The 26025-nt window shown below is 73.8% G+C and carries 22 protein-coding genes; 15 read left to right on the top strand and 7 right to left on the bottom strand.

Translation table 11 applies throughout. The features are described from left to right. Positions 1-77: 77 nt before the first annotated feature. Positions 78-1463: a saccharopine dehydrogenase family protein gene (locus ACIQFX_RS25530; RefSeq protein ID WP_402467619.1), complete on the bottom strand. Its 1386-nt coding sequence runs from the start codon at positions 1461-1463 to the stop codon at positions 78-80. A gap of 181 nt (positions 1464-1644) precedes the next feature. Here ACIQFX_RS25530 and ACIQFX_RS25525 point away from each other — a divergent pair, with 181 nt between their 5' ends. The 4 genes from ACIQFX_RS25525 to ACIQFX_RS25510 are packed head-to-tail and all read left to right on the top strand — an operon-like array spanning position 1645 to position 7424. Beyond that, positions 1645-2802 carry a CaiB/BaiF CoA transferase family protein gene (locus ACIQFX_RS25525; RefSeq protein ID WP_402467617.1) on the top strand — a complete coding sequence of 386 codons (1158 nt, stop codon included), beginning with the start codon at positions 1645-1647 and terminating at the stop codon, positions 2800-2802. Beyond that, positions 2799-3950 (top strand): acyl-CoA dehydrogenase family protein, encoded by a 1152-nt coding sequence (locus ACIQFX_RS25520; RefSeq protein WP_402467614.1) that lies wholly within the window; start codon positions 2799-2801, stop codon positions 3948-3950. The genes ACIQFX_RS25525 and ACIQFX_RS25520 overlap by 4 nt, the downstream gene beginning before the upstream one ends. Positions 3951-3996: 46 nt before the next feature. Further along, positions 3997-5211: an acetyl-CoA C-acetyltransferase gene (locus ACIQFX_RS25515; RefSeq protein ID WP_402467611.1), complete on the top strand. Its 1215-nt coding sequence runs from the start codon at positions 3997-3999 to the stop codon at positions 5209-5211. A gap of 38 nt (positions 5212-5249) precedes the next feature. Further along, a complete protein-coding gene (locus ACIQFX_RS25510) occupies positions 5250-7424 on the top strand; it encodes a 3-hydroxyacyl-CoA dehydrogenase NAD-binding domain-containing protein (RefSeq protein WP_402467609.1) in 2175 nt (724 codons plus the stop codon). A 154-nt stretch (positions 7425-7578) separates the two neighbouring features. On the opposite strand, the gene ACIQFX_RS25505 is transcribed toward ACIQFX_RS25510, so the two are convergent. Continuing rightward, entirely contained in the window at positions 7579-8310 is a 732-nt protein-coding gene (locus ACIQFX_RS25505) for a MerR family transcriptional regulator (protein ID WP_402467606.1), read from the bottom strand. A gap of 78 nt (positions 8311-8388) precedes the next feature. On the opposite strand from ACIQFX_RS25505, the gene ACIQFX_RS25500 reads away from it, so the two are divergent. Further along, the gene (locus ACIQFX_RS25500; protein WP_402467604.1) at positions 8389-8622 is read left to right on the top strand and encodes a hypothetical protein; all 234 of its coding nucleotides are present in this window, start codon (positions 8389-8391) and stop codon (positions 8620-8622) included. Positions 8623-8713: 91 nt separating this feature from the next. Continuing rightward, complete coding sequence (locus ACIQFX_RS25495) at positions 8714-9205, top strand: hypothetical protein (protein ID WP_402467601.1); 492 nt, start codon at positions 8714-8716, stop codon at positions 9203-9205. Positions 9206-9295: 90 nt separating this feature from the next. Here ACIQFX_RS25495 and sph read toward each other — a convergent pair whose 3' ends face one another. Further along, positions 9296-10333, bottom strand: coding sequence for a sphingomyelin phosphodiesterase (sph, locus tag ACIQFX_RS25490; protein WP_402467599.1), 1038 nt, complete (start codon positions 10331-10333; stop codon positions 9296-9298). Positions 10334-10458: 125 nt separating this feature from the next. On the opposite strand from sph, the gene ACIQFX_RS25485 reads away from it, so the two are divergent. Next, positions 10459-10944, top strand: coding sequence for a hypothetical protein (locus tag ACIQFX_RS25485; RefSeq protein WP_402467597.1), 486 nt, complete (start codon positions 10459-10461; stop codon positions 10942-10944). A 99-nt stretch (positions 10945-11043) separates the two neighbouring features. Next, complete coding sequence (locus tag ACIQFX_RS25480) at positions 11044-11925, top strand: oxygenase MpaB family protein (protein ID WP_402467594.1); 882 nt, start codon at positions 11044-11046, stop codon at positions 11923-11925. Positions 11926-11950: 25 nt separating this feature from the next. Here ACIQFX_RS25480 and ACIQFX_RS25475 read toward each other — a convergent pair whose 3' ends face one another. Next, positions 11951-13510 (bottom strand): M1 family metallopeptidase, encoded by a 1560-nt coding sequence (locus ACIQFX_RS25475; protein ID WP_402467591.1) that lies wholly within the window; start codon positions 13508-13510, stop codon positions 11951-11953. A gap of 211 nt (positions 13511-13721) precedes the next feature. Between ACIQFX_RS25475 and ACIQFX_RS25470 the strand changes: the two genes are divergently transcribed. The 3 genes from ACIQFX_RS25470 (at position 13722) to ACIQFX_RS25460 (ending at position 17489) form a co-directional block, all read left to right on the top strand. Further along, complete coding sequence (locus ACIQFX_RS25470; protein ID WP_402467588.1) at positions 13722-15764, top strand: Xaa-Pro dipeptidyl-peptidase; 2043 nt, start codon at positions 13722-13724, stop codon at positions 15762-15764. Further along, a complete protein-coding gene (locus tag ACIQFX_RS25465; RefSeq protein ID WP_402467585.1) occupies positions 15761-17074 on the top strand; it encodes a M14 family metallocarboxypeptidase in 1314 nt (437 codons plus the stop codon). Before ACIQFX_RS25470 ends, ACIQFX_RS25465 begins: the two co-directional genes overlap by 4 nt. Positions 17075-17192: 118 nt before the next feature. Continuing rightward, positions 17193-17489, top strand: coding sequence for a hypothetical protein (locus tag ACIQFX_RS25460; protein WP_402467583.1), 297 nt, complete (start codon positions 17193-17195; stop codon positions 17487-17489). Positions 17490-17651: 162 nt separating this feature from the next. Here ACIQFX_RS25460 and ACIQFX_RS25455 read toward each other — a convergent pair whose 3' ends face one another. After that, on the bottom strand, positions 17652-18617 hold the full coding sequence (locus tag ACIQFX_RS25455) for an NAD(P)/FAD-dependent oxidoreductase (RefSeq protein ID WP_402467580.1): 966 nt from the start codon (positions 18615-18617) through the stop codon (positions 17652-17654). 70 nt (positions 18618-18687) lie between these two features. On the opposite strand from ACIQFX_RS25455, the gene ACIQFX_RS25450 reads away from it, so the two are divergent. From ACIQFX_RS25450 to ACIQFX_RS25435, 4 genes are all read left to right on the top strand, one after another. After that, a complete protein-coding gene (locus ACIQFX_RS25450) occupies positions 18688-19164 on the top strand; it encodes a hypothetical protein (RefSeq protein WP_402467577.1) in 477 nt (158 codons plus the stop codon). 278 nt (positions 19165-19442) lie between these two features. Beyond that, positions 19443-21080, top strand: a complete 1638-nt coding sequence (locus ACIQFX_RS25445; RefSeq protein ID WP_402467575.1) for an ABC-F family ATP-binding cassette domain-containing protein — start codon at positions 19443-19445, stop codon at positions 21078-21080. Next, the gene (locus ACIQFX_RS25440) at positions 21080-21811 is read left to right on the top strand and encodes a 2-phosphosulfolactate phosphatase (RefSeq protein ID WP_402467572.1); all 732 of its coding nucleotides are present in this window, start codon (positions 21080-21082) and stop codon (positions 21809-21811) included. The genes ACIQFX_RS25445 and ACIQFX_RS25440 overlap by 1 nt, the downstream gene beginning before the upstream one ends. Continuing rightward, on the top strand, positions 21808-22209 hold the full coding sequence (locus tag ACIQFX_RS25435; RefSeq protein WP_402467569.1) for a hypothetical protein: 402 nt from the start codon (positions 21808-21810) through the stop codon (positions 22207-22209). The genes ACIQFX_RS25440 and ACIQFX_RS25435 overlap by 4 nt, the downstream gene beginning before the upstream one ends. Before the next feature lie 343 nt (positions 22210-22552). Here ACIQFX_RS25435 and ACIQFX_RS25430 read toward each other — a convergent pair whose 3' ends face one another. Continuing rightward, positions 22553-24979: a Tex family protein gene (locus ACIQFX_RS25430; RefSeq protein ID WP_402468204.1), complete on the bottom strand. Its 2427-nt coding sequence runs from the start codon at positions 24977-24979 to the stop codon at positions 22553-22555. 107 nt (positions 24980-25086) lie between these two features. Further along, entirely contained in the window at positions 25087-25953 is an 867-nt protein-coding gene (locus ACIQFX_RS25425; protein WP_402467566.1) for a hypothetical protein, read from the bottom strand. Positions 25954-26025 lie beyond the last annotated feature (72 nt).

Raw genomic sequence — 26025 nt, 5'->3', positions numbered from 1 at the left:
CTGAGATCCCCGGGCCGTACGCCCCCGGTCCCGTCCCGCCCCGTACGGCCCCGGTCCCGTCCCCTGTCGACTCCTCGCTAACTCCGGTGGGCCACCCGGAAGCGGATGCCCGCCGCGCGCAGCCGGTCGGTGAGCGCGTCGCCCATGGCGACCGCCGTCGTCACCTGGCCGGCGGTCTTCGGCAGCGGGTCGAAGGCGAGGCAGAGGGCCGACTCGGCGAGCATCTTGGCCGTCTCGTCGTAGCCGGGGTCGCCGCCCGACACCTCGGTGAAGACCCGTCGCCCGCCGCCCTCGCCGACGAACCGGACCGAGAACCAGCTGCGGGCGCGCCGCTCGGCCGAAGGGCCCTCGCCCGCCGAGTAACGTTCCATCAGCCAACCGCGTACGGAAGGGAGTTGTGCGGCCGCGACGCTCGCGCCGACGGCGGCCGCACCCCCGAGGGCCATGGGGAGGGTCTTCACGGAGGCGTAGTGCCGGTAGCGGAAGTCCGGGCCGTACCGCTCCAGGCCGGCGGCCGAGCGGGCCACGATCTGCGGGTCGAGGGTCGGCAGCGGGAGCGCCCAGGTGCCCGTCTCCGTGCTGAACCGGGGTCCGCCCAGCGGCGCGCGGGCCCGGCGCCCCACCAACCGCGGTTCGTACAGGTGCCGTTCGTGCGCGGCCCGAAGGATCTCCCGGCCCCGGCCCATCGCGGTGAGCGCGGACGCGAAGGTGCCGCCGGAGAACGCGGCCCCGGCCCGCACGAAGCCGTCGACGCGGAGCGGCACGCCCTCGGGGAGCTGCTGGACGGTGAAGTACACGCCCAGGTCGTGGGGGACGGAGTCGAAGCCGCAGGCGTGCACGATCCGGGCGCCGGTCTCCCGGGCGCGCGCGTCGTGGCGCACGTAGGTCCGGTCGACGAACTCGGCCTCGCCGGTGAGGTCCACGCAGTCCGTGCCGGCCTCCGCGCAGGCGGCGACGAGCCCGTCGCCGTACCAGACGTAGGGCCCGACGGTGGTGGCCACGACGCGGGTGGACTCGGCGAGGTCGCGCAGCGAGCCCGGGTCGTCGGCGTCGGCGACGACGAGTGGCAGGTCGGCGCAGTGCGGCCACCGGGCGGCGAGCCGGTCGCGCAGGGCGCCGAGCGACGACCGGTTGCGGCCGGCGAGCGCCCAGCGGCACCCGGCCGGAGCGTGGCCGGCCAGGTATTCCGCGGTGAGCTCGCCCACGAACCCGGTCGCCCCGAAGAGCACCACGTCGTACGGCCTCGCCCCGGCCTCCGGCGCCGGTGCGTCCGACGACCTCGGCTCGGCTTCCCGGCCGACCGCGTCCGAGGGCGCGGCCCCGGTCTTCCGCTTGCCCGCGCCCGACGGCTCCGCCCCGACCTCTCGCCCGGCCGCGTCCGACGGATCCGCCCCGGCCTTCCGCTCGACCGCGTCCGAGGGTCCGGCCCCCGCCCCGCGCTCCTTGTCCGCCCCTGTGTCCATGCAGCCCCTCGTTTCGGCCGTGCCGCGCCGCCGCGCGCGGTTGTCGTCGGCGGAGGATAGCGGAAGTCGGACGGTCGGCAATTTCCAAGCGCTTGCTCGGCTCGGGGGCTTGTGCCGAGTGGAACACGTTCCTAGCATCTCCGGTGTTACATCATTGGTGTCACACACTCCTGGGGGCTCGATGAGCACGACGCACACCACCGGGACCGGCCCGCTCTCCGGCGTACGCGTGGTCGAACTCGCCGGCATCGGCCCCGGTCCCTTCGCCGCCATGCTCCTCGCGGACCTCGGCGCCGACGTCGTGCGCGTCGACCGGCCCGGCGGCGCCGGGCTCGGCATCGACCCGGCGCGCGACCTCACCAACCGCAACAAGCGCTCCGTCCTCGTCGACCTCAAGGCCGAGGACGGCCCCGCCACCGTGCTCGACCTCGTCGCACGCGCCGACGTCCTGATCGAGGGGTACCGACCCGGCGTCGCCGAACGCCTCGGCGTCGGCCCCGAAGCCTGCCTCGCCCGCAACCCGCGCCTCGTCTACGGCCGGATGACCGGCTGGGGACAGGACGGACCGCTCGCCCCCACCGCCGGACACGACATCGGCTACATCGCGATCACCGGCGCCCTCGGCATGATCGGCCCCGACCCGGACGGCCCGCCCACCGTCCCCGCCAACCTCGTCGGCGACTACGCCGGCGGCTCCCTCTACCTCGTCATCGGCGTCCTCGCCGCCCTCCAGCACGCGCGGACGCACGGCGAGGGCCAGGTCGTCGACGCCGCCATCGTCGACGGCACCGCCCACCTCACCACCATGATCCACGGCATGCTCGCGGCCGGCGGCTGGCAGGACCGGCGGGGCGTCAACCTCCTCGACGGCGGCTGCCCCTTCTACGGCGTCTACGAGACCTCCGACGGCGGCCACATGGCGGTCGGCGCCCTGGAGGAGCGGTTCTACGCGGAGTTCGTCCGCCTCCTCGGCGTCGCGGAAGCGGCTTCGGCGCGCCAGGACCTCGGGCGGTGGCCGGAGTTGCGCGCCGCCGTCGCCGAGCGGTTTCGGAGCCGTACAAGAGAGGAATGGACGGAGGTCTTCGACGGCACCGACGCCTGCGTCGCCCCCGTCCTCTCGCTGCGTGAGGCGCCGGGCCACCCGCACCTCGCCGCCCGCGGCACCTTCACCGAGCGGTACGGCCTCGTCCAGCCCGCCCCCGCACCCCGCTTCTCCGTCACCCCCGGCACCGTGCGCGGCGGCCCCGCCCTGCCCGGTGCCGACACCGCCGAGGTCGCCCGCGACTGGGCCGTACCCGCGCTCGACAGCCCGACCGAGACCCAGGAGACCGAAGCATGAAGCGCCAGCTCTACACCGCCGACCACGAGGCCTTCCGGGCGGTCGTCCGCACCTTCCTGGAGAAGGAGGTGCTGCCGCACTACGAGCAGTGGGAGAAGGACGGCATCGTCTCCCGCGCGGCATGGCTCGCCGCCGGACGGCAGGGCCTCCTCGGACTCGCCGTCGAGGAGGAGCACGGCGGCGGCGGCAACCCCGACTTCCGGTACGCCTCCGTCCTTGCCGAGGAGTTCACCAAGGCGGCCGCCCCCGGACTCGCCATCGGCCTGCACAACGACATCATCGGCCCCTACCTCACCAAACTCGCCACCGACGAGCAGCGCCGCCGCTGGCTGCCCGGCTTCTGTTCCGGCGAGATCGTCACCGCCATCGCGATGACCGAGCCCGGCGCCGGCTCGGACCTCCAGGGCATCCGCACCACCGCCGAGGACCACGGCGACCACTGGATCCTCAACGGCTCCAAGACCTTCATCTCCAACGGCATCCTCGCCGACCTGGTGATCGTCGTCGCGAAGACCACCCCCGAGGGCGGCGCCCACGGTCTCTCCCTCCTCGTCGTCGAGCGCGGCATGGAAGGCTTCGAGCGAGGCCGCAACCTCGACAAGATCGGCCAGAAGGCCCAGGACACCGCCGAACTCTTCTTCAAGGACGTCCGCGTCCCCAAGGAGAACCTGCTCGGCGAGCTCAACGGCGCCTTCGTCCACCTCATGACCAACCTCGCCCAGGAGCGCCTCGCCATCGCCGTGGCGGGCATCGCCGGCGCCGAGCACCTCCTCGAACTCACCACCCGCTACGTCAAGGAACGCGAGGCCTTCGGGCGACCGCTCGCCAAGCTCCAGCACGTGCGCTTCGAGATCGCGGAGATGGCCACCGAATGCGCCGTCACCCGCACCTTCGTGGACCGCTGCATCGCCGAGCACGCCGACCCGACCGGCCTGGGCCTCGACCCGGTCAACGCCTCCATGGCCAAGTGGTGGGCGACCGAACTCCAGAAGCGCGTCGCCGACCGCTGCCTGCAACTGCACGGCGGATACGGCTACATGAGCGAATTCCCGGTCGCCCGTGCCTACACCGACGGCCGGATCCAGACCATCTACGGCGGCACCACCGAGATCATGAAGGAGATCATCGGCCGGTCCCTCCTCGGCTGACCTCCCGCCGCCCGTCCTCTCCCACCCTCATCGCGAAAGGCTTCCCGTGAGCACCGAAGCGTACGTGTACGACGCGATCCGCACCCCGCGCGGACGCGGCAAGGCCAACGGCTCCCTGCACGGCACCAAGCCCATCGACCTGGTCGTCGGCCTCATCCGGGAGATCCAGTCCCGCAACCCCGGCCTCGACCCGGCCGCCATCGACGACATCGTCCTCGGCGTCGTCGGCCCCGTCGGCGACCAGGGCTCCGACATCGCCCGCATCGCGGCCATCGCCGCCGGCCTGCCCGACACCGTCGCCGGCGTCCAGGAGAACCGCTTCTGCGCCTCCGGCCTCGAAGCGGTCAACATGGCCGCCATGAAGGTCCGCTCCGGCTGGGAGGACCTCGTCCTCGCCGGCGGCGTCGAGTCCATGTCCCGGGTGCCGATGGCCTCCGACGGCGGCGCCTGGTTCGCCGACCCGATGACCAACCTGGAGACCAACTTCGTCCCCCAGGGCATCGGCGCCGACCTCATCGCCACCATCGAGGGCTTCAGCCGCCGCGACGTCGACGAGTACGCCGCCCTCTCCCAGGAGCGCGCCGCGGCCGCCGTCAAGGACGGCCGCTTCGCCCGGTCGCTCGTCCCCGTCAAGGACCGCGCGGGGCTGACCGTCCTCGACCACGACGAGCACCTGCGCCCCGGCACCACCGCCGACTCCCTCGCCCGCCTCAAGCCCTCCTTCGCCGACATCGGCGAGCTGGGCGGCTTCGACGCCGTCGCGCTGCAGAAGTACCACTGGGTCGAGGAGATCGACCACGTCCACCACGCCGGCAACTCCTCCGGCATCGTCGACGGAGCCTCCCTCGTCGCCATCGGCTCCAAGGAGGTCGGCGAGCGGTACGGCCTGACCCCGCGCGCCCGGATCGTCTCGGCCGCCGTCTCCGGCTCCGAGCCGACCATCATGCTCACCGGCCCCGCCCCGGCCACCCGCAAGGCCCTCGCCAAGGCCGGCCTCACCATCGACGACATCGACCTCATCGAGATCAACGAGGCCTTCGCCGCCGTCGTCCTGCGCTTCGTCAAGGACATGGGCACCACCCTGGACAAGGTCAACGTCAACGGCGGCGCCATCGCGCTCGGCCACCCGCTCGGCGCCACCGGCGCGATGATCCTCGGCACCCTCGTCGACGAGCTGGAGCGCCAGGACAAGCGCTACGGCCTCGCCACCCTCTGCGTGGGCGGCGGCATGGGCATCGCCACCGTCGTCGAGCGCGTCTGACCGTCCCGTCCGCACCCCTCTTACGGAGAAGCAGAGCCATGAGCGAGAGCACCACCATCCGCTGGGAACAGGACGCGACCGGGATCGTCACCCTCGTCCTCGACGACCCGAACCAGTCCGCCAACACCATGAACCAGGCCTTCCGGGCCTCGATCACCGCCATCGCCGACCGCGTGGACGCCGAGAAGGACTCCATCCGCGGCATCATCTACACCTCCGCGAAGAAGACGTTCTTCGCCGGCGGCGACCTCAAGGACATGGTCAAGGCGGGCCCCGAGCACGCCCGCGACATCTTCGACTCCGCCATCGAGATCAAGAACGCCCTGCGGCGCATCGAGACCCTCGGCAAGCCCGTCGTCGCCGCGATCAACGGCGCCGCCCTCGGCGGCGGCTACGAGATCGCGCTCGCCTCCCACCACCGCGTCGCCCTCGACGCCCCCGGCTCCAAGATCGGCCTGCCCGAGGTCACCCTCGGCCTGCTCCCGGGCGGCGGCGGCGTCGCCCGCACCGTACGCCTCATGGGCATCACCGACGCCCTGCTCAAGGTGCTGCTCCAGGGCACCCAGTACAACCCGAAGCGCGCCCTCGACAGCGGACTCGTCCACGAGCTCGCCGCCACCCCCGAGGAGATGATGGCCAAGGCCATCGCCTTCATCGACGCGCACCCGGAGTCCCGCCAGCCCTGGGACGTCCCGGGCCACCGCATCCCCGGCGGCACCCCGTCGAACCCCAAGTTCGCCGCCAACCTGCCGGCCTTCCCCGCCAACCTGCGCAAGCAGCTGAACGGCGCGCCCTACCCGGCGCCCCGTGCCATCATGGCCGCCGCCGTCGAGGGCTCCCAGGTCGACTTCGAGACCGCGCTCACCATCGAGAGTCGCTACTTCACCGAGCTGGTCATCGGCCAGACCGCGAAGAACATGATCCAGGCGTTCTTCTTCGACCTCCAGGCCGTCAACTCGGGCGCCAGCCGCCCGAAGGGCGTGGACAAGCGCCAGGTCCGCAAGGTCGCCGTGCTCGGCGCCGGCATGATGGGCGCCGGCATCGCGTACTCCTGCGCCCGCGCCGGCATCGAGGTGGTCCTCAAGGACGTCTCCGCCGAGTCGGCGGCGAAGGGCAAGGCGTACTCCGAGAAGCTGTGCGCCAAGGCCGTCTCGCGCGGTCGCACCACCCAGGAGAAGGCCGACGCGCTCCTCGCCCGGATCACCCCCACCGGCGACGCGGCCGACCTCGCCGGCTGCGACGCGGTCATCGAGGCGGTCTTCGAGGACACCGCGCTCAAGCACAAGGTCTTCCAGGAGATCCAGCACGTCGTCGCGCCCGACGCGCTGCTCTGCTCCAACACCTCGACCCTGCCGATCTCCGTCCTCGCCGAGGGCGTCGAGCGCCAGACCGACTTCATCGGCCTGCACTTCTTCTCGCCCGTCGACAAGATGCCGCTCGTCGAGATCATCAAGGGCGAGCGGACCGGCGACGAGGCGCTGGCCCGCGCCTTCGACCTGGTCCGGCAGATCAACAAGACGCCGATCGTCGTCAACGACTCGCGCGGCTTCTTCACCTCGCGGGTGATCGGCCACTTCATCAACGAAGGCGTCGCCATGGTCGGCGAGGGCATCGAGCCCGCCTCGATCGAGCAGGCCGCGGCCCAGGCCGGCTACCCGGCGAAGGTCCTCTCCCTCATGGACGAGCTGACCCTCACCCTCCCGCGCAAGATCCGCAACGAGACGAAGAAGGCGATCGAGGAGGAGGGGGGCACCTGGACCACCCACCCGGGCGAGGCCGTCATCGACCGCATGGTCGACGAGTTCGGCCGCCCCGGCCGCAGCGGCGGCGCCGGCTTCTACGAGTACGGCGAGGACGGCAAGCGCGGCAGGCTCTGGCCCGGCCTGCGCGAGCACTTCGCCAAGCCCGGGTACGAGATCCCCTTCCGCGACATGCAGGAGCGGATGCTGTTCTCCGAGGCCCTCGACACCGTCCGCCTCCTGGAGGAAGGCGTCCTCACCTCGGTCGCCGACGCCAACATCGGCTCCATCATGGGCATCGGCTTCCCGGCCTGGACCGGCGGCATCCTCCAGTACATCAACGGCTACGAGGGCGGCCTCCCCGGCTTCGTCGCCCGCGCCCGCGAACTGGCGGAGACCTACGGCGAGCGCTTCACGCCGACCGCCCTCCTCGTCGAGAAGGCCGAACGCGGCGAGGTCTTCACCGACGCCTGACCCGCCGCCCGGCCGGGCCGCTTTCCGGTCCGGCCGGGGATACGGCCCGACTCCAGGTCAGGCCCCGGGCCCGGACTCCGGGCCGGGCCCGGACTCCGGCCCGGGCCCGGCAGGCCGGACTCCGGGCCCGCCTCCGGTCAGGCAGCCGGGTCCTTCACGGGCTCCTGAACGCCGTCCTCAGCTCCTCGCTCAGCGAGCGCTGGAACGCCGTGACGAGGGCCTGGACCACCATCGGCTGCATGTGCGCCGACAGCGACCTCATCGCCGTCAGGTGGTCCGGGTCCTCGCCGCTCTCCCGGTACGGGTTCCACACCTGCTCCTGGAACAGCCGGGAGAGCTCCTGCGCGGCCGCCCGCGCGTGCTCCAGGAGCACCGTCCGGGAGGCCAGGATCGTCTCGTGCTCGATCGGCACGTCCAGCAGCTCCACCCCGAGGCGCAGCAGCGACCCGTCCAGCCGGTACGTGTCGGCCTCGTCCGTCCGGTCCAGCACCCCCATCGCCGCCAACCGGTCCACGTCCCGCTCCGTCAGCCCCCGACCCGCCCGCCGCTCCAACTCCCGCCGCGTGATCGTCTCCGCCGACTCCGGCGCCCAGGACGCCACCAGCGCCCGGTGGATCGCCAGGTCCTGCGCGCTCAGGTCCTCCGGCAACTGCTCCAGGTACCGCTCGATCGCCGCCAGCGTCATCCCCTGCCGCTGCAACTCCTCGATCAACGCCAACCGGGACACGTGGTCCGGCCCGTAGTGCCCCACCCTCCGCGCCCCGATCACCGGCGGCGGCAGCAACCCCCGCGTCCCGTAGAACCGCACGGTCCGCACCGTCACCCCGGCCCGCGCCGCCAGCTCGTCCACGGTGTACACCGGCTCCTGCGCGCTCGCCTGCTCCATGGTTCAACAGTATTGCTGTCTCACCATCCTTGTAAAAGACCGCCGCGACTGTCAGTGGTGGGTCGTAGCGTGATCGTCATGAACGGGATCACGTACGTCCGGGGGGACGCGACCGCACCGCACGGCAAGGGCGTCAAGATCGTCGCGCACGTGTGCAACGACCTCGGGGGCTGGGGCAAGGGCTTCGTCGTGGCGGTCTCGCGGCGCTGGCCGGAACCTGAGGGCGGCTCCTGGGCGAAGGTCGAGCCCCTCGTCCTCCGGCGGCTGGTGGACCGGGGGATACCGGTCACCGTGTACGACTTCGGCGGTTGAGGGGCGCGGGGGCGGGCTGTCGCAGGGGTGTTCGACGGGGCGGGTTAGAGTCGGCCGCTGATCATGTCGGGCCAAGGAGCGGGGGAGTGGGATGTACGCGGAACTCAGGGAGACGGCTGACGAGTTGGCCGGGGTGTTGTGGCGGGAGCACACGGTGTACCGGGAGCGGGGTGGTGGGGTGGTGATACGGGGGGAGCACGTGCGGCGGTGGATCAGTCTGGCGCCGACCGGGGGGAAGGACCGGGCGCTGGTGCGGGCGGGGCGGATCCTGGACGGGGGGACGACGGCGCCGGCGCGGACGGAGGTGGTCGTGGACCTGACGGCCGGGACGGGGGAGCTGGCGGCGGTGTGCCGGCGGCTGCTCGCGGACGTGGCGGGGACGGCCGAGCCGGCGGCGGGGCCGTCCCGGGCCGGGAGGCCGGAGAAGCGGAAGCGGCCGGGGCGGGCGGCGCGTGCCGCCCGGCCCGGCCGCCGGCCCCGGAAGGAGCGGCACACGGGTGCCGGCTCCTGGGCGGTCCTGCTGTGCGTCGCCGCGGTGCTGGGTGTCTGGCTCTACGGCGTGTTCGGCGGGTACCCCTACTGAGCCCTGCTGAGGGGCCCGGTCGGGAGCCGGTGCGGGGCCCTGCTGAGGGGCCCGGCCGGGGGGGGCGGGTACCCCTGCCGAAGGGCTCGGTCAGAAGCCCGTGACGGGGTAGTGGTCGGAGAGGTTGGTGTAGGTGTACTGCCTGCCCCAGCTGGACACCGTCCAGGGGGCGCTCTGCTCCAGGACCACGTGGTTGGTCCAGCCGGCGGGGCGGGCGTTCCCGGCGCGGTACAGGACGTAGTCGAGGTCCTCGCGCGGGTCGTTCGGGTAGCGCTCGGAGGCGATCGAGTTGAGCGCGGTGTCGAAGGAGTAGGGGTGGCCGGTGCGCGCGTCGGTGCCCGCGAGGCCCGCGTCGGCGAGCATGGTGCCGTACTCGGGGGTGCGGGAGTCGACGTTCATGTCGCCGGCGACGATCACCTGCTCGTTCGCCGGGATGTTCTTGGCGTCGAGGAAGGCGTCGATCGCCTTGAACTGGCGGCTGCGCATCTGCGCCGCCTCGCCCGTCGAGCAGCCGGGGTCGGTGGACTGGGCGTGGGTGCCGAGGACGTGGACCCGGCTGCCGTTGACGTCGAGGACGGTGTAGGCGAAGCCCTTGTTCGAGTACCAGTCGGCGCCGCAGGCGTCCTTGTAGACGTACTGCTCCTTGCGGACGATCGGCCACTTGCTGAGGATCGTCACGCCGCCGTCCTCGGGGGTGGTCGTGGAGTAGGAGCCGCCGGTGGCGTCCCAGCCGCTCTTGCTGCGTCCGACGACGGGGGTCTGGTGGGGGTACTGCCCGGCGGCGTTCGCCTTGAGGGCGTCCGAGGCGGAGTTGTCGAAGGCCTCCTGGATCACGACGACGTCCTGGCCCTGGAAGAAGGGGGCGGCGGGGATCGCCTTGGCCCGGTGGTCCTGGCCCCAGTTCGGGTAGAGCGTCTTGCTGAAGAGGAACGTGTTGTAGGTGAGGACCTTGAGTCGCGGGGCCTCGGCGGCGGTGGCCGTGGTGGAGGCGGACGAGGCCGGGGCGGCGACCGCCAGCGTGGCGGCGGCGAGCGCGAGGGAGAGCGCGGCACCCGGGGCGCGGCGGAAGGCGGCGAACGACACGTGAACTCCTGTGGAGACGTGGGGGGTTGGACTGGCGCCGCACATACAATCAGCCGTGGTTACCTTCCGGTAGCCTTTGGGTGCCGGGAATCTTGCCGAGCGAGCACGATCACGCCAACTCTCGTCCCGGTGTCTGAATTGTCCTTGTTTGAACCAGGTAGAATGCGCGCATGACCCTCGCGAACTCGCAGATCTTCAAGACGGACCTCGGTCCGCTCAACCCCGTCTGGGCCGAGCTCATCCTCGGCCTCGTGGTGTTCGGACTGACCTTCCTCATCCTGGCGAAGGCCATCCTGCCGAAGATCAAGCGCACGCTCGAGGAGCGCGAGGACGCGATCGAGGGCGGCACCGACCGCGCCGACGACCTGCGCGCCGAGGCCGCGAGGATCCGTGAGCAGTACGAGGCGGAGCTCGCCGAGGCCCGCCACGAGGCCGCCCGCATCCGCTCCCGCGCCACCGAGGAGGGCTCGGCCGCCATCGCCGCCGCCCGTGCCGAGGGCATCGCCGAGCGCGACGCGATCGTCGCCGCCGGCGTCGAGAAGATCGCCGCCGAGCGCGCCGCCGCCGAGCGCGAGCTCACCGCGGACGTCGACGCCTGGGCGCACGCCCTCGCCGCCCGCATCGTCGGCGAGCCGGTCGGCGCCGACCGCGGCTGACCCGTACACCCACCGAAGGGGCCGTCGCCCGGCCGCGAGAGCCCGGGCGACGGCCCCTTCGCCGTACGTGGCAGCCTGGAGACAGAGGAGGAGAGCGCCATGCCGTCCGGGACGAGCCTCGACCGGGCCCGGGTCGCCGACCCGGCGCCGCCGCCCGTCGGCGGGGTGCTGTGGACCGTGGCCGGTGACGTCCGGGCCCTCCTGATGCTGCCCGCCGCCCTCACCATGCAGGTCGCGCACCCCGCGATCGGCGCCGGAGTCGACGAGCACTCCGTCTTCCGGACCGACCCCTGGGGTCGCGGCGAGCGCTCCCTGCGCTCGCTCCAGCTGTGGATCTACGGCGGCGAGGACGCCGCACGGGAGGGCCGCAGGCTCCGGGAACTGCACCGGAACATCCAGGGCACCGACGCCCACGGGCGCCGCTACCACGCCCTCACCCCGGCCTACTACGCATGGGTGCACGCCACGGGATTCCCCGTGTACCTGCGCGGGCTCGGCCTCCTCGCCCGCCCCCTCACCGGGGCGCAGGAACGGCAGCTGTACGCGGAATGGCTCCAGGTCGGCCGGGTCCTCGGCATCCACGACCGGGACATGCCGCAGACGATCGAGGCGTTCTGGCCGTACTACCGCAAGGTCCTCGACGAGGAGCTGGAGGCGACCGCCGTCGTACGGGAGCTGCTCGACACCGACCTTCCGGTGCCGGCCCCGGATCGCGGCCCGCTGCCGGTCCGGCTCGCGCTCCGGCTCCTGTGGCCGGTCCTGCGCCGCCCGTTCCTGCGGCTGCGCGCCTTCCTCACCGTCGGGCTGATGCCGGCGGACGCCCGCGAGGCCATCGGCCTGGAGTGGACCGACGCGCAGGAGCGGACCCTGCGCCGGTACGCCCGGATCGTCCGGGCCGTCGTCCCCGTCCTGCCGGAGCGGCTCCGCTTCCTGCCCCTGGCCAGGAAGGCGCGCGAGGCCGCCCGCAGCGCTCGGCGCTGACGGGCGGCCCCGGTCACGGCACGGCTCAGTGGCCGCCGTGCGCGTCCCGCTCGTGGATCGTGTCCGTCGCCGCGATCTTCTTCCACGACTTCGGCTGGACGGGCTTCGCCGGCTTGCCGGCCCGCTGCCCGGCCGCGGAGGGCGACGCCGAGGGCGCATCCGCCCGGGCCGCCGTACCGGACGCCGTCAGGGTCGGGGCGGACGGCTTCGACGGCTGGTACAGCCAGGTGTCGAAGAGCGCGGCCAGCGGCTTGCCGGAGATCCGCTCCGCGTACCGCACGAAGTCGGCGACCCGCGCGTTGCCGTAGGCGAACTCCTGCGGCCAGCCCTTCAGGATCGCGAAGAAGTCCTCGTCGCCGATCTCGTTGCGCAGCGCCTGGAGGGCGAGCGCCCCCCGGTCGTAGACGGCGCCGTGGAACTGGTTCTCGGCGCCCGGGTCGCCCGGCCTCACCGTCCAGAAGGGGTCGTCGGCCGGCCGGGCGGCGTACAGGTAGTCGGCCAGCTCCTGCGCCGTGCCCTCGCCCTCCTTCTCGGACCAGAGCCACTGGCTGTAGCGGGCGAAGCCCTCGTTGACCCAGATGTCCTTCCAGTCGTGGACGGACACGCTGTCGCCGTACCACTGGTGGGCCAGCTCGTGCACGACCACCGACACGTTCGCGCCGTTGGCGAACTGCCGCGGGCTGTAGAACGGGCGGGTCTGCGTCTCCAGGGCGAAGCCGCTGGTCACGTTCGGCACGTACCCGCCGAGGGAGTTGAACGGGTACGGCCCGTAGACCGACTCCAGCCACTCGGCGACCTCGGTCGTCCGCTCGACCGAGGCGCGCGCCGCGCCCGCGTTGTCGCCGAGGTCCTTGCTGTAGGCGTTGAGGACGGGCAGCCCGTTCGCGGTCCTGTCCGTCGTGATGTCGAACCTGCCGACGGCGAGAGTGGCCAGATAGGACGCCTGCGGCTTGTTGGAGCGCCAGGTGTAGCGGGTCCAGCCGAGCCGCGAGGACTGCGACTGCAGCACGCCGTTGCTGATGGCCTGGTGGCCGTCCGGCACCGAGACGGAGACGTCGTAGGTGGCCTTGTCCAGCGGGTGGTCGTTGGACGGGAACCACCAGACGGCCGAGTCGGGCTCCTGCGCGGCGACGCCGCCGTCCGGGGTGCGGGCCCAGGCCGACCAGCCGTCGATCTTGACCTCTGAGGGCTTGCCCGCGTAGCGGACGACGACCGAGACCGGCTTGTTCTTCTCCAGCGGCGTCGCCGGGGTGATCTCCAGCTCGTGGTCGCCGGACGCGGTGAACTTCGCGATCCGGCCGTTGACGCGGACCTCGCTGACCTTCAGGGCGAAGTCCAGGTTGAAGCGGGACAGGTTCTGCTTCGTGGTGGCGAGGATCGTCGCCGTGCCCTCCAACAGGTCCGTCGCGGGCTGGTACTTCAGCCGCAGGTCGTAATGGGAGACGTCGTAACCGCCGTTCCCGCTCGCGGGGTAGTAGGAGTCCCCGATGCCCGCGGCACCGGGGACGAAGTCGGCCGCCGATGCCGGGATCGCCAGCAGCAGGGAGGCCGCGAGGGCGCTCGGAACGATGATTCTGCGATGCACGGGTGCTCCAAGTCGTAAGAAACGTAAGACGCGTGGGTGGGCGCCGGTCCTTAGTCGCGACACTATTCAGCCCCCGACGCACCGTCACGTCCAGTCGACCCCGTGTCACACGATCGCCATTCGGCCGACATGAACCCTCCGCCACGCGAATCCCGCTGGATTCCCTCCGGCACTCTTTTGCACGGCAGTCGACCGGGGTACGTTCCGGCCCATGCCGATGCGAAAGCGGAGAACCCGCGGAGCCCGACTGCCGTACGGAACCCTCGTGGCCACGGCCACGGCCGCCCTGTTCGCGACGCTCGTCACCCCGGCCGGCGCGCGCCCGCAGCCCGCGGCCCCGGCCGCGGCGGCCCCGTCCGCGCCCGCCGTGCGCGAGTCCCGCCCCGTCCACTCGTACGCCGACGCCGTCCGCGAGTCCGTCTGGGTCGACACCGGCCTCGACGGCGACGGCGACGGTCGCGCCGACCGGGTCGCCGTCGACATCGTGCGGCCCCGGGAGCCCGCGGCGGCCGGCCGCCGGATCCCGGTCATCATGGACGCCAGCCCGTACTACGCCTGTTGCGGACGCGGCAACGAAGGCCAGAAGAAGACGTACGACGCCGACGGCAACCCCGAACGGCTCCCGCTCTTCTACGACAACTACTTCGTCCCGCGCGGCTACGCCTTCGCCGCCGTCGACCTCGCGGGCACCAGCCGCTCCGACGGCTGCGACGACGTCGGCGGCCGGTCCGACGTCCAGTCCGCGAAGGCCGTCGTCGACTGGCTGAACGGCCGCGCCCGCGGCTACACCAGCCGCACCGGCACGACCCCGGCCCGCGCCACCGGCTGGAGCACGGGGAACGTCGGCATGATCGGCAAGAGCTGGGACGGCACCGTCGCCAACGGCGTCGCCGCCACCGGCGTCGAGGGCTTGCGGACGATCGTGCCGATCGGCGCGATCTCCTCCTGGTACGACTACTTCCACTCCCAGGGCGCCCCGCTCTACGACGCCAACCCGAGCTGGCTCTCCGAGTACGTGAACAGCCCGGAGGCGCGGGCCCGCTGCGGCGCCGTCCAGGACCGGATCGCCGCCGCCACCCCCTACAGCGGCGACCGGACCGCCGCCTGGACCGAGCGCGACCACGTGAAGGACGCCTCCAAGGTCCGGGCCAGCGTCTTCGTCGTCCACGGGCAGCAGGACCTCAACGTCCGCGCCAACCAGTTCGGCCAGTGGTGGGACGCCCTCGCCGCCCACGGCGTCGAGCGGAAGATCTGGCTCTCGCAGACCGGCCACGTCGACCCCTTCGACTTCCGGCGCGCCGACTGGGTCCGCACCCTGCACCGCTGGTTCGACCACTACCTGCTCGGATACGAGAACGGCATCGACCGCGAACCGGTCGCCGACATCGAGCGCGCCCCGGACCGGTGGACCACCGACCGCCAGTGGCCGCCGAGCACCACCGCGACCACCACCCTGCGGCCCGCGCCCGGCCCCGCGGCCGGCCCCGGCGTCCTCGGGCGCACGCCCGCCGCCCCCGGATCCACCGCGACCTTCACCGACGACCCGGGCCTCGGCGAGCTGGACTGGGCGGCCCGGATCGACGCAGCGACCCCCGAGAAGGCCGGCTTCGCCACCCGCCCGCTCTCCCGCGACCTGCGGATCTCCGGCTCGTCGACGGTGACGGTCACCGCCACGCCGACCACCGCCACCGCGCACCTCTCCGCCGTCCTCGTCGACCTCGGTCCGGACACGATCCGCGACTACGCGGCGGCGGGGGAGGGCATCACCACCCTCACCGACCGCACCTGCTGGGGCGCGAGCACCGCCGGCGACAGTGCCTGCTTCAAGGAGACCGCCGCCCGTACCGCGGACGTCGGGTTCACCGTCGTCAGCCGCGGCTGGGCGGACCTCGGCACCTGGGCCGACCCGGGCCGGGAACGCCCGCTGACCCCCGGCAGGGCGTACACGCTCACGCTGAGGCTCGCCGCCACCGACCACGTCGTCCCCGCCGGACACCGCCTCGCCCTGATCGTCGGCGGCACCGACCGGGACCTCCTCGACCCTCCGTCGACCACCCCGACCCTCACCCTCGACCTGGCCCGCACCTGGGCACGACTGCCCCTGGTCGGCGGCGCGGGCGCCTTCGTCCGGGCCACGACGGGAGCGGCACCCGCCGTGCCGTCGCCGCCCGCCGCCGTCCCGTCCCTGAGCGGCCCCGTACCGCCCGCCGCCGTCACGGGACCGCGCCTGCCCGGGCCGGGGGCCGGCCGATGAGGATCCGTACCGCGTACCGGAGTCCACGGCGCGCCCTCGCCCTCGTGGCGGGGGCCGCCACCCTCGGGCTGCCGCTCGTCACCGTGCCCGCCAAGGCGGCGGACACCGCGCCGAAGGAGCCGCCGCCGCGCACCGGCTTCGAGGCGAGCGCGGGCGCCCGCTGGACGAGCGAGGCGGAGGAGCGGGACTTCCTCGCCGCCGTCGACCGGGGGAGCGACCGCGTGGCACTGCGCGTGATCGGCACGACCGCGCAGGGCCGCCCGCTCCGGCTCGCCACCCTCGGCACCGGGAAGGGCGGTACCACCGTGCTGCTCGTCTGCAGCCAGCACGGAGACGAACCCGCCGGCCGCGAGGCCTGCCTGAGCACGGTGCGCGACCTCGCGTACGCCCGGGACCCGGAGACCCGGAGCTTCCTCGCCCGGACGACCGTCCTCGTCGTCCCCACGGCGAACCCCGACGGCCGGGAGGCCGACACCCGGGGGAACGGCGCCGGCGTCGACGTCAACCGCGACCACATCGCCCTGCGGACCGCCGAGGCGCGCGCCCTCGCGGCCGTCCTCCGCGACCGGCGGCCCGAACTCGTCTACGACCTGCACGAGTACGGTGCCACCCCCCGCTACTACGACAAGGACCTGCTCGCCCTCTGGCCCCGCAGCCTCGACGCCGACGCGCGCGTCCACGACGAGTCGCGGACGCTCTCCGAGTCGTACGTCCGGCCCGCCGCCGGACTCGCCGGGTACAGCAGCGGCATCTACGGCATCTGGACCGACCCCGTCACCGGGCAGCCGCTCAAGCAGGTCGCCGGCGACGGCCAGGAGCGGATCCTGCGCAACACGGCGGGCATCAAGCACTCCGCCGGGCTGCTCGTCGAGACCCGGGTGGACGCGTTCGACGACGCCGAGGAGACCGACCCGGCCCGCAACCACCGGCGGCGCGTCGCCACCCAGCACGCGGCGCTCGACGGGGCCTTCGCCTACGTGAAGGAGCGGCGCGGACCGCTGACCGCGGCGACCTCCGCGGCCCGGTACGCCGGGTTCGCCGACCGGGGCCCCGTGTACCTCGGCGGCGCCGACAACGACCCGCCCGAGCCCGGCGAGGTGATCACCGACCCGCCGTGCGGCTACCGCCTCGACGCCGCCCAGTACGCCGAGGTGGGCGACGAACTCGACCTGCACGGGATCACCGTCCGGCAGGACGGAGCCGGGGTCCTCGTACCGCTGAGGCAGTCCCGGCGCGCCCTGGTCCCGTTGCTCCTGGACGTGCGTGCGACCTATCACCTCGTCAGTGGGAGTCCTGTGGAGGAGTGTTGACGATCGGGTGACCCGGGGCCGTCGTGACGTGATTCCTACCTTTGCCGGGGTAAAGTTACCCGTTGGTACTGACCATGCCTCGAAACGGCCCCAGCGGCCCGTAAGTTGGAGATCCACCATGCGCCACATCAAGCCCGCACGCCGTACCCTGACGGCTCTGCTCGCCACGACGCTGCTCGCCGGGGGCGTGCTGCTCGGGCAGACCGCGACCGCCGAGGCCGCCGGCCGCATCACCTGCAACATCTCCCAGCTCCGCACCGACGCCCACAAGGAGCGCGCCCGCGCCGCCCAGCTCAAGCGCCTCGGCGCCACGGCGGAGGCCCGCAAGGCCTACGCCAGGGCCGACGCCCTGGAGCGCCGCGCCCAGCAGTGCGCCGACGCGGACAGCAACCACAAGCCCCCGCTCTGGAAGTAGCGAAGGCGAAGGACTCGTCCTGAAGGGCGGGCGGTCTCCCCGGAGGCCGCCCGCCCTTCCGCGTGCCCGCGGACCCGGTGGGACAGGGCCGTTGGCGCGCCGTTGGCGGCCGGTCGGCAGGCCTTCGCAGGATGGCCGCACCCGGCGCCGCCCGGTGCCGGCTCAGCCGCAGGCCAGCTCCGCCGCCCGCTCCGCGCAGCCCCAGGCCACCGTCACCCCGGCGCCTCCGTGCCCGTAGTGGTGCACGAGGCGGCCGCCGCCGGGCAGGGGCACCGCCTCGATCCGCACCCCGCCCACCCGGGCCGGCCGCAGGCCCACCCGGTGCCCGATCACCCGCGCCTCCGCGATCTCCGGCCGCACCCGCGCGCACCGGGCGACGATCCCCGCCGCCGTCGCCGGATCGGGTGCGAGCCGCTCGTCGCCCTCCTCTGCCGTCCCGCCGAGCACCAGCCGCCCCGGCTGCGGGAAGAAGTACGTCGTCTCGCGCGACCCGGCGTCCGCCGCGGTGAACCACTCCTCGATCCCGGGGTTCTCCACCAGGACCAGCTGCCCCCGCACCGGCCGCAGCCCGGCATCCGGTACGAGCTCCCGCGCCGCCGCCCCGGTGCAGTCGACGACCACCCGCGCCCGTGCCGCCGCCTCCTCGAAGCCGGTGACCGCGCGCCGCTCGAAGACCCCGCCGGCCGCCTCGAACCGGCCCCGCAACCAGCTCAGATGGACCGGCATGTCGATCAGCGGAAGCAGGGCCGCCAGACCCGCGGAGTACGGCCCCGGCACCTCCTCCGGAGCCAGCCGGCGCAGGCCCGGCACCTCCTTCGCCCAGGACCCGAGGCCGTCGAGGACGGTGTCCGCGTGCACCCCCGGCACCCACCGCACCCCGGTCCGCTCCGGATCGGCGGCCAACTCCCCGTACACCCGCAGCGAGTCGAGCGCCCAGGCCCCCGCCTCCGCCGCCGGCTCGATCCGGTACGGCCACCACAGCGCGCCCGCCACCGCCGAGGTCGTCGCCGTGACGTCGTCCCGCGACCAGACCCGTACGCGGAGCCCTCGTTCCGCCAGCGTCACCGCCGTCGTCAGGCCGATGACCCCGCCGCCCACCACGATCACGTCGCCCACGTCGCTCTTCATGGCCCGGACCGTACCGGGACCGGGACATTTCCGGGACGGCCCGGCCACGGAGAACCGGAAGACTCGAGTCATGCCGGTCCCCTACACATCCCTCGACCTCGCCCCCGCCGACGGCGCGGGCGGTGCGTCCACCCCGCAGCGCGACGTCCTCGTCGACGGCAGGGCGCTGCTCCACCGGCTCGACGAGGTCGACGGCGTCGACGCCGTCTCGCCGCTCGCGGCGGACCTCCCTCCCACGATCCGGGCCGGGCACGCCGAGCTCCTCCTGCTCGCCGACGGCACCCGCCGGGTGATCCACTCCTGCCCCGACTGCGACGACCCCGGCTGCGGAGCCGTCACCGCCGTCGTCGAGCGCTCCGGCGAGGACGTCGTCTGGCGCGACCTCGCCTGGCAGACCGGCCCCGCCGTCGACCCCGACCGCGACGTCTACCCCGGCATCGGCCCGTACCTCTTCCACGGCGCCACCTACCGCGCGGTCCTCCACCGCCTCCTCGCGGAGAACACCGGCGACACGGACGAACCGGCCGGCACCCTCCGGGCGGCGTGACGGGGCCGCGTGTCCCGGCGATGCGGCGGGGCCGCGTGTCCCGCGGTGCGACGGAGCGGTGTGCGGGAGCGTGCGGCGGAGCGGTAGGCCCCGCGGTGCGAGGGGACTCCGCGGCGGGCCGTACGTCCCGACGGAGCGGTGCGCGGGAGCGCGTGGCGGAGCGGTGTGCTCGGCGGTCCGAGCGGGGCTCCGCGGCGGGCCGGGTGACCGGGGGGTGCGGCGGGAGCCGTGACCGGCGGTACGGCCGGGCGGGCGCCCCCCGTAAGATTCGTCCCCTGATGACTGCAACCCTCGTCGCCAAGGACCTCGCCGCCGGCCACGGCGAACGCACCCTCTTCGCCGGGCTCGACCTGGTCGTCGCCCCCGGCGACGTCATCGGCCTCGTCGGCGTCAACGGCGCCGGCAAGTCGACGCTGCTGCGGCTGCTCGCCGGCCTCGACACTCCGGAGGAGGGCGAGCTGCGGCTCTCCCCGCCGACCGCCGTCGTCGGCCACCTCCCGCAGGAGCCGGAGCGGCGCGCGGGCGAGACCGTCCGCGAGTTCCTCGCCCGGCGCACCGGCGTCGCCGCCGCCCAGGCCGCCATGGACGAGGCCACCCAGGGCCTCGTCGACGGCACCCCGGGCGCCGACGACGCGTACTCCGTCACGCTGGAGCGCTGGCTGAACCTCGGCGGCGCCGACCTCGACGAGCGCGCCGACGAGGTCGCCGACTCCCTCGGCCTCACCGTCGGCCTCGACCAGCCGATGACCTCCCTGTCCGGCGGCCAGGCGGCCCGCGCCGGCCTCGCCTCCCTGCTCCTCTCGCGCTACGACGTCTTCCTGCTCGACGAGCCCACCAACGACCTCGACCTCGACGGCCTGGAGCGCCTGGAGGCCTTCGTGAAGGGCCTGCGCGCGGGCACGGTCGTCATCAGCCACGACCGCGAGTTCCTCACCCGCACCGTCACCAAGGTCCTCGAACTCGACCTGGCCCAGCAGCAGATCACCCTGTACGGCGGCGGCTACGACGCGTACCTCGACGAGCGGGACACCGCCCGGCGCCACGCGCGCGATGACTACGAGGAGTACGCGGGCAAGAAGGCCGCCCTGGAGGCGCGCGGCCACATGCAGCGCTCCTGGATGACGCAGGGCGTCAAGAACGCCCGCCGCAAGGCCACCGACGGCGACAAGCTCGGCCGCAACGCGCGCAGCGAGGCCAGCGAGAAGCAGGCGGCGAAGGCCCGGCAGACCCAGCGCATGATCGAACGCCTCGACGTCGTCGAGGAGCCCCGCAAGGAGTGGGAGCTGCGCATGGAGATCGCCTCCGCGCCGCGCTCCGGCTCCGTCGTGGCGACCCTGCGCGAGGCCGAGGTCCGCCGCGGCGACTTCTCCTTCGGCCCCGTCACCCTCCAGATCGACTGGGCCGACCGGGTCGCCGTCACCGGTGCCAACGGCGCCGGGAAGTCGACCCTGCTCGCGGCCCTGCTCGGCCGCCTCCCGCTGGACTCGGGCGACACGGTCCTCGGCTCGGGCGTCGTCGTCGGCGAGGTCGACCAGGCCCGCAAGCTGTTCCACGGCACCGAGACCCTCCTGGAGGCGTTCTGCGCGGCGGTGCCCGACACCGAGCCCGCCGAGGTCAGGACGCTGCTCGCCAAGTTCGGCCTCAAGGCCGAGCACGTGCTGCGGCCCGCCACCACGCTCTCCCCGGGCGAGCGGACCCGTGCCGCGCTCGCCCTGCTCCAGGGCCGGGGCGTGAACCTCCTCGTCCTCGACGAGCCGACCAACCACCTCGACCTGCCGGCCATCGAGCAGCTGGAGTCCGCCCTGGACTCGTACACCGGCACCCTGCTCCTGGTCACCCACGACCGCCGCATGCTCGACGCGGTCCGCACCACCCGGCGCATCGAGGTCGCCGGCGGCAAGGTGACCGAACTCTGATGACGGTCTCCTTCGGCTGGGGGCCCGTCGAGGCGCGGGCCCTCGCCCGGACGGCCGCCTGTGTGGTCGTGGTCGACGTGCTGTCGTTCACCACCGCCGTGGGCGTCGCCGTCGAGGCCGGCACGGCCGTCCACCCCTACCGGTGGCGGGACGCCACGGCCGCCGCGTACGCGGACCGCGCCGGGGCCGTCCTCGCCGTCGGCCGCCGCGAGGCGACCCCCGAGCACCCCTGGTCGCTCTCCCCGGCGGCCCTGCGCGCCGCCCCGGCGCCCGCCCGTCTGGTCCTGCCGTCCCCGAACGGCTCCACGATCGCGGCCGAGGCCGAGGCCGACGGCGCGACCGTCGTCGCCGCCTCCCTGCGCAACCGCACCGCCGTCGCCCGCCGGCTCACGGACCGCGGCTACGGCACGGCGGACCGCCCGCTCGCGGTCGTCGCCGCCGGCGAGCGGTGGCCCGACGGCTCGCTGCGCCCGGCGCTGGAGGACCTGCTGGGCGCGGGAGCGGTGCTCTCCGCCCTCGCTGGCACGGGCCCGATGACCCCGGAGGCGACCGCGGCGGCCACGCTGTGGTCGGCGACGAAGGACCCGGTCGCCGCCTTGCACGGCTGCGACTCGGGCCGTGAACTGTACGAGTACGGCTATCCGCAGGACGTGGCCGTGGCCGCCGAGACCGACAGCTCGACGACCGTTCCCGTCCTCGTGGACGGCGCTTTCCAGGAGGCAGCAGCATGACCGACCTACTGACCCGGCTGACCGAGATGCTGGACGATCTGGACGCGGACGTCGACGAGACGATCGACCTCGCCGACGAGATCGCCGCCTCGGGCGACGCGGTCCTCCTGCCGCGCCTCCAGGCGGAACTCGACCGCGCCCTCACCGAGCGGAACGCCTACGCCCGCGAGCTCCTCGGCGGCGTCCTCGCCGCCATCGGCGGCCCGGAGGCCCTGCCGGCCCTGGTCCGCGCCTCGGCCGTCGACCTCGGCGACGACCAGGACGGCCTGGCCGCCGAGATCGTCGAGCTCGTGCAGGCCGACCCGAAGACCGCCCGCGCGCTGCTCCAGCCGCTCACCGACGACGACGACCTGACCGTCGCCCACCGCGCCGACTGGGCCATGCGCTTCCTGCCGTGACCCGTCGCCCCGCGGGCCCGCCCCGCACGACCGAGGCCGCGCCCCGACGGGACGCGGCCTCGGTCGTTCCCCGGCGCGCGCGGTCCGGTGGCGCGCGGTCCGGGCCGACACCGCGTACGCGCTGACGCGGGCCGCTCGTGCCCACGCTGATCGGCCGTGTTCACGCGCCGGCCCGGGCGCACGCACGTGCCGGCGCACGCCATGCGCGAGCGCCGGCCCGTGCGAGGCCACCCGCGCACGCCCGCACCGGCTCGGCGCGGTCCTCGCCGCCGCCGCTCCGGGCCCCGTGCCGGCGCGTACCGCCGGCGGGTAAGAACCGGCCGGCGGTGCCGTGCGGTGACCGCTAGCGGCGCTTCCCGCCGCCCTCGCCGAGGAGGCCGGCCTTGCGCAGGGCGTCCGCCATGGCGCTGTTGCCGGGGGCGGGTGCCTGCGAACGGTCGCGGTCCCGGCCGCCCCGCTCGTCCCGGCCGCCCCGCTCGTTCCTGCGGCCACCGCCACCGCCACCGGCGCCACCGCCGCGGGTGCCGCTCTGCCGCTGCTGCGGAGGGCGCTCGCCCCGCTCGCGCTTCGGTGCGCCGCCGGCCGCGTCCGCGCCCGGCTCGTCGTCGAGGCGGAGGGTCAGCGAGATGCGCTTGCGCGGGATGTCGACGTCCATGACCTTCACCTTGACCACGTCGCCGGGCTTCACCACGTCGCGCGGGTCCTTGACGAAGTTCTTCGACATCGCGGACACGTGCACCAGGCCGTCCTGGTGCACGCCGATGTCCACGAACGCGCCGAAGGCGGCCACGTTGGTGACGACGCCCTCCAGGACCATCCCGGACGCGAGGTCGCCGATCTTCTCGACGCCGTCCTTGAAGGTGGCCGTCTTGAACGCCGGACGGGGGTCGCGGCCGGGCTTCTCCAGCTCGCGCAGGATGTCGGTCACCGTCGGCAGACCGAAGGCCCCGTCGACGAAGTCGTCCGCCCGGAGCGAGCGCAGCCTGGCGGTGTCGCCGATCAGCGCCGCGACCTCGCCGCCGGTCGCCTTCACCATCCGGCGCACCACCGGGTACGCCTCCGGGTGCACCGACGAGGCGTCGAGCGGGTCGTCGCCGCCCCGGATGCGCAGGAAGCCCGCGCACTGCTCGTACGCCTTCGGGCCGAGCCTGGCCACGTCCTTGAGCGCCCGGCGGGAGCGGAACGGTCCGTTGGTGTCCCGGTGCGCGACGATGTTCTCGGCGAGGCCGGAGCTGATCCCGGAGACGCGCGAAAGGAGCGGCGCCGAGGCGGTGTTGACGTCGACGCCGACGCCGTTCACACAGTCCTCGACGACGGCGTCGAGCGAGCGCGAGAGCTTCACCTCGGCCAGGTCGTGCTGGTACTGGCCCACGCCGATGGACTTCGGGTCGATCTTCACCAGCTCCGCGAGCGGGTCCTGGAGCCGCCGAGCGATGGAGACGGCACCGCGCAACGACACGTCGAGCCCGGGGAGTTCCTGCGAGGCGAAGGCGGAGGCGGAGTAGACCGAGGCGCCGGCCTCCGAGACCATCACCTTCGTCAGCTTCAACTCGGGGTGCTTGGCCAGGAGTTCGGCCGCGAGCTTGTCGGTCTCGCGGGACGCCGTGCCGTTGCCGATCGCGACCAGTTCGACCGCGTGCTCCTTCGCCAGGCGGGCCAGCCGGTCGAGCGCCTGGTCCCACTTGTTGGCGGGGACGTGCGGGTAGATCGTGTCCGTGGCCACCACCTTGCCGGTCGCGTCGACCACGGCGACCTTCACGCCGGTGCGGAAGCCCGGGTCGAGGCCGAGCGTCGCCCGGGTGCCGGCCGGCGCGGCGAGCAGCAGGTCGCGCAGGTTCGCCGCGAACACCCGGACCGCCTCGTCCTCGGCCGCCGTCCGCAGCCGCAGCCGCAGGTCGATCCCGAGGTGGACGAGGATGCGGGTCCGCCAGGCCCAGCGGACCGTGTCCTGGAGCCACTTGTCGCCCGGGCGCCCCCGGTCGGCGACGCCGAAGCGACCCGCGACGATTCCCTCGTACGAGGACGGGCCGGGCAGTTCCGACGGCTCCTCCGGCTCCAGGTCGAGGCTGAGCACGTCCTCCTTCTCGCCCCGCAGCATGGCGAGCACCCGGTGCGAGGGCAGCGCCGTGAACGGCTCGGCGAAGTCGAAGTAGTCGGCGAACTTCGACCCGGCCTCCTCCTGCCCGTCCCGCACCTTCGCGACGAGCCGGCCGCGGCCCCACATGCGCTCGCGCAGCTCGCCGATGAGGTCGGCGTCCTCGGAGAACTTCTCGGCGAGGATCGCCCGCGCGCCCTCCAGCGCGGCGGCGGCGTCCGCGACGCCCTTGTCCGCGTCCACGAAGGCCGCGGCGGCGGCCGTCGGCTCGACGGACGGGTCGGCGAGCAGCCCCTCGGCCAGCGGTGCGAGGCCGGCCTCACGGGCGATCTGGGCCTTCGTCCGGCGCTTCGGCTTGAAGGGCAGGTAGATGTCCTCCAGGCGCGCCTTGGTGTCTGCCGCCCGGATGCCGGCCTCCAGCTCCGGCGTCAGCTTGCCCTGCTCGCGTACCGAGTCGAGGATCGCCGTCCGGCGGTCCTCCAGTTCGCGCAGATAGCGCAGCCGCTCCTCCAGGGTGCGCAGCTGCGCGTCGTCGAGCATCTCGGTCGCTTCCTTGCGGTAGCGCGCGATGAACGGCACGGTCGAACCGCCGTCGAGGAGCTCGACGGCTGCCTTCACCTGTCGCTCGCGTACGCCGAGCTCCTCGGCGATCCTTGCTTCGATGGACGTCGTCACGGTGTCCCGACTCGCCTTCTCGTGCCTCAAGCTTGCGAGTGCATTGTGCCGGGTCGGTCACCCGGACGCGGCAACCGACCCGTTCCGGCGGTTCGCCGGGTCCGGCGTCACGCCTTGCCGGTGAGGTCCGCGGGGAAGGCGCCCGCGGCCGCCGCGGCGAACAGGAAGCCGCGGCCCAGCTCGGTCAGGCGCTCGACCTCGGCCGCGCCGAGGTGCTCGTACGGAGCGGCGTCCAGCCGGTCGGTGTGCTCCTCCAGCTCGGTGCGGAGGGCGGTGCCCGACTCCGTCAGCTCCCCGTCGGCGTCGAGCAGCCCGCGGCCGCGCAGCCGCTCCACCGCCGCGTCCCAGTCGGCGCGCCGCCAGCCGCGGGAGCCGAGGACCCAGCGCGGGGCCATGCCCTTGCCGGTGGCGGTGTGCGAGACGAGGGCCTCGACGGGGTCGAGCCCGGCGGAGAGCAGGGCCGTGAGGTGCCCGTCGCCCCGGTGCTCGCGCAGCAGGGTCGCGGCGTGCCAGTAGGCGAGGTGGGGCTGCTCGGGCACCGGCAGGTCCGCGTGGGCCGAGTACAGCGGCCGGGCGTGCCGGGTGCAGGCCTCGGCGGCGCGCAGCGCGAGCCGCGCCGCCTCGGCCATCTCCGGGGAGTCGACGGCGTCGTCGCCGAGCAGCCGGCGCAGGGTCGCGTCGGCGGTCCGCAGCCGCGCGTCCAGCACCTCGGCGGGGGAGGCGGTCTCCCAGACGGCGGGCAGGTGCCGGGCGAGCAGCTCGTGGTTGTAGTTGTAGAAGGTCGCGGCGACGGTGCCCGCGCCCACCGCGCCGAGGGCGGCGCTGCGCGCGGCCAGCCGCATCGCGCTCTGGTCGGTGAAGCCGAGGGCGGCGAACTCGCGGTCCAGGTCGGGCGAGAAGTAGAGCGTCGAGTGCAGCGGATTGAGGGCGTTGTGGCAGCGGCGCCCCGCGCGCGGGGGCAGTGGAGTCGTCATGGACGTGAACGTTACCGACTGGTCGGTACGACGGGAACAGTCGGACCGCGACCAGGGGGACGATGGCAGGAA

The sequence above is a fragment of the Streptomyces sp. NPDC093089 genome (genome assembly GCF_044754405.1).
GTDB lineage: Bacteria > Actinomycetota > Actinomycetes > Streptomycetales > Streptomycetaceae > Streptomyces.
The sequence above is the reverse complement of the archived record's forward strand: the minus strand, read 5'-3'. Positions and strand labels throughout refer to the sequence as shown.

Excerpts from the sequence above, each read along its gene's own strand:
- ACIQFX_RS25505 (WP_402467606.1), bottom strand. The coding sequence starts at position 8,310 with ATGGAGCAGGCGAGCGCGCAGGAGCCGGTGTACACCGTGGACGAGCTG.
- ACIQFX_RS25465 (WP_402467585.1), top strand. The coding sequence starts at position 15,761 with ATGAGGATCCGTACCGCGTACCGGAGTCCACGGCGCGCCCTCGCCCTC.
- ACIQFX_RS25425 (WP_402467566.1), bottom strand. The coding sequence starts at position 25,953 with ATGACGACTCCACTGCCCCCGCGCGCGGGGCGCCGCTGCCACAACGCC.
- ACIQFX_RS25530 (WP_402467619.1), bottom strand. The coding sequence starts at position 1,463 with ATGGACACAGGGGCGGACAAGGAGCGCGGGGCGGGGGCCGGACCCTCG.
- ACIQFX_RS25435 (WP_402467569.1), top strand. The coding sequence starts at position 21,808 with ATGACCGACCTACTGACCCGGCTGACCGAGATGCTGGACGATCTGGAC.
- ACIQFX_RS25440 (WP_402467572.1), top strand. The coding sequence starts at position 21,080 with ATGACGGTCTCCTTCGGCTGGGGGCCCGTCGAGGCGCGGGCCCTCGCC.
- ACIQFX_RS25495 (WP_402467601.1), top strand. The coding sequence starts at position 8,714 with ATGTACGCGGAACTCAGGGAGACGGCTGACGAGTTGGCCGGGGTGTTG.
- ACIQFX_RS25450 (WP_402467577.1), top strand. The coding sequence starts at position 18,688 with ATGCCGGTCCCCTACACATCCCTCGACCTCGCCCCCGCCGACGGCGCG.
- ACIQFX_RS25520 (WP_402467614.1), top strand. The coding sequence starts at position 2,799 with ATGAAGCGCCAGCTCTACACCGCCGACCACGAGGCCTTCCGGGCGGTC.
- ACIQFX_RS25485 (WP_402467597.1), top strand. The coding sequence starts at position 10,459 with ATGACCCTCGCGAACTCGCAGATCTTCAAGACGGACCTCGGTCCGCTC.
- ACIQFX_RS25500 (WP_402467604.1), top strand. The coding sequence starts at position 8,389 with ATGAACGGGATCACGTACGTCCGGGGGGACGCGACCGCACCGCACGGC.
- ACIQFX_RS25460 (WP_402467583.1), top strand. The coding sequence starts at position 17,193 with ATGCGCCACATCAAGCCCGCACGCCGTACCCTGACGGCTCTGCTCGCC.
- ACIQFX_RS25455 (WP_402467580.1), bottom strand. The coding sequence starts at position 18,617 with ATGAAGAGCGACGTGGGCGACGTGATCGTGGTGGGCGGCGGGGTCATC.
- sph (WP_402467599.1), bottom strand. The coding sequence starts at position 10,333 with ATGTGCGGCGCCAGTCCAACCCCCCACGTCTCCACAGGAGTTCACGTG.
- ACIQFX_RS25445 (WP_402467575.1), top strand. The coding sequence starts at position 19,443 with ATGACTGCAACCCTCGTCGCCAAGGACCTCGCCGCCGGCCACGGCGAA.
- ACIQFX_RS25525 (WP_402467617.1), top strand. The coding sequence starts at position 1,645 with ATGAGCACGACGCACACCACCGGGACCGGCCCGCTCTCCGGCGTACGC.
- ACIQFX_RS25470 (WP_402467588.1), top strand. The coding sequence starts at position 13,722 with ATGCCGATGCGAAAGCGGAGAACCCGCGGAGCCCGACTGCCGTACGGA.
- ACIQFX_RS25510 (WP_402467609.1), top strand. The coding sequence starts at position 5,250 with ATGAGCGAGAGCACCACCATCCGCTGGGAACAGGACGCGACCGGGATC.
- ACIQFX_RS25480 (WP_402467594.1), top strand. The coding sequence starts at position 11,044 with ATGCCGTCCGGGACGAGCCTCGACCGGGCCCGGGTCGCCGACCCGGCG.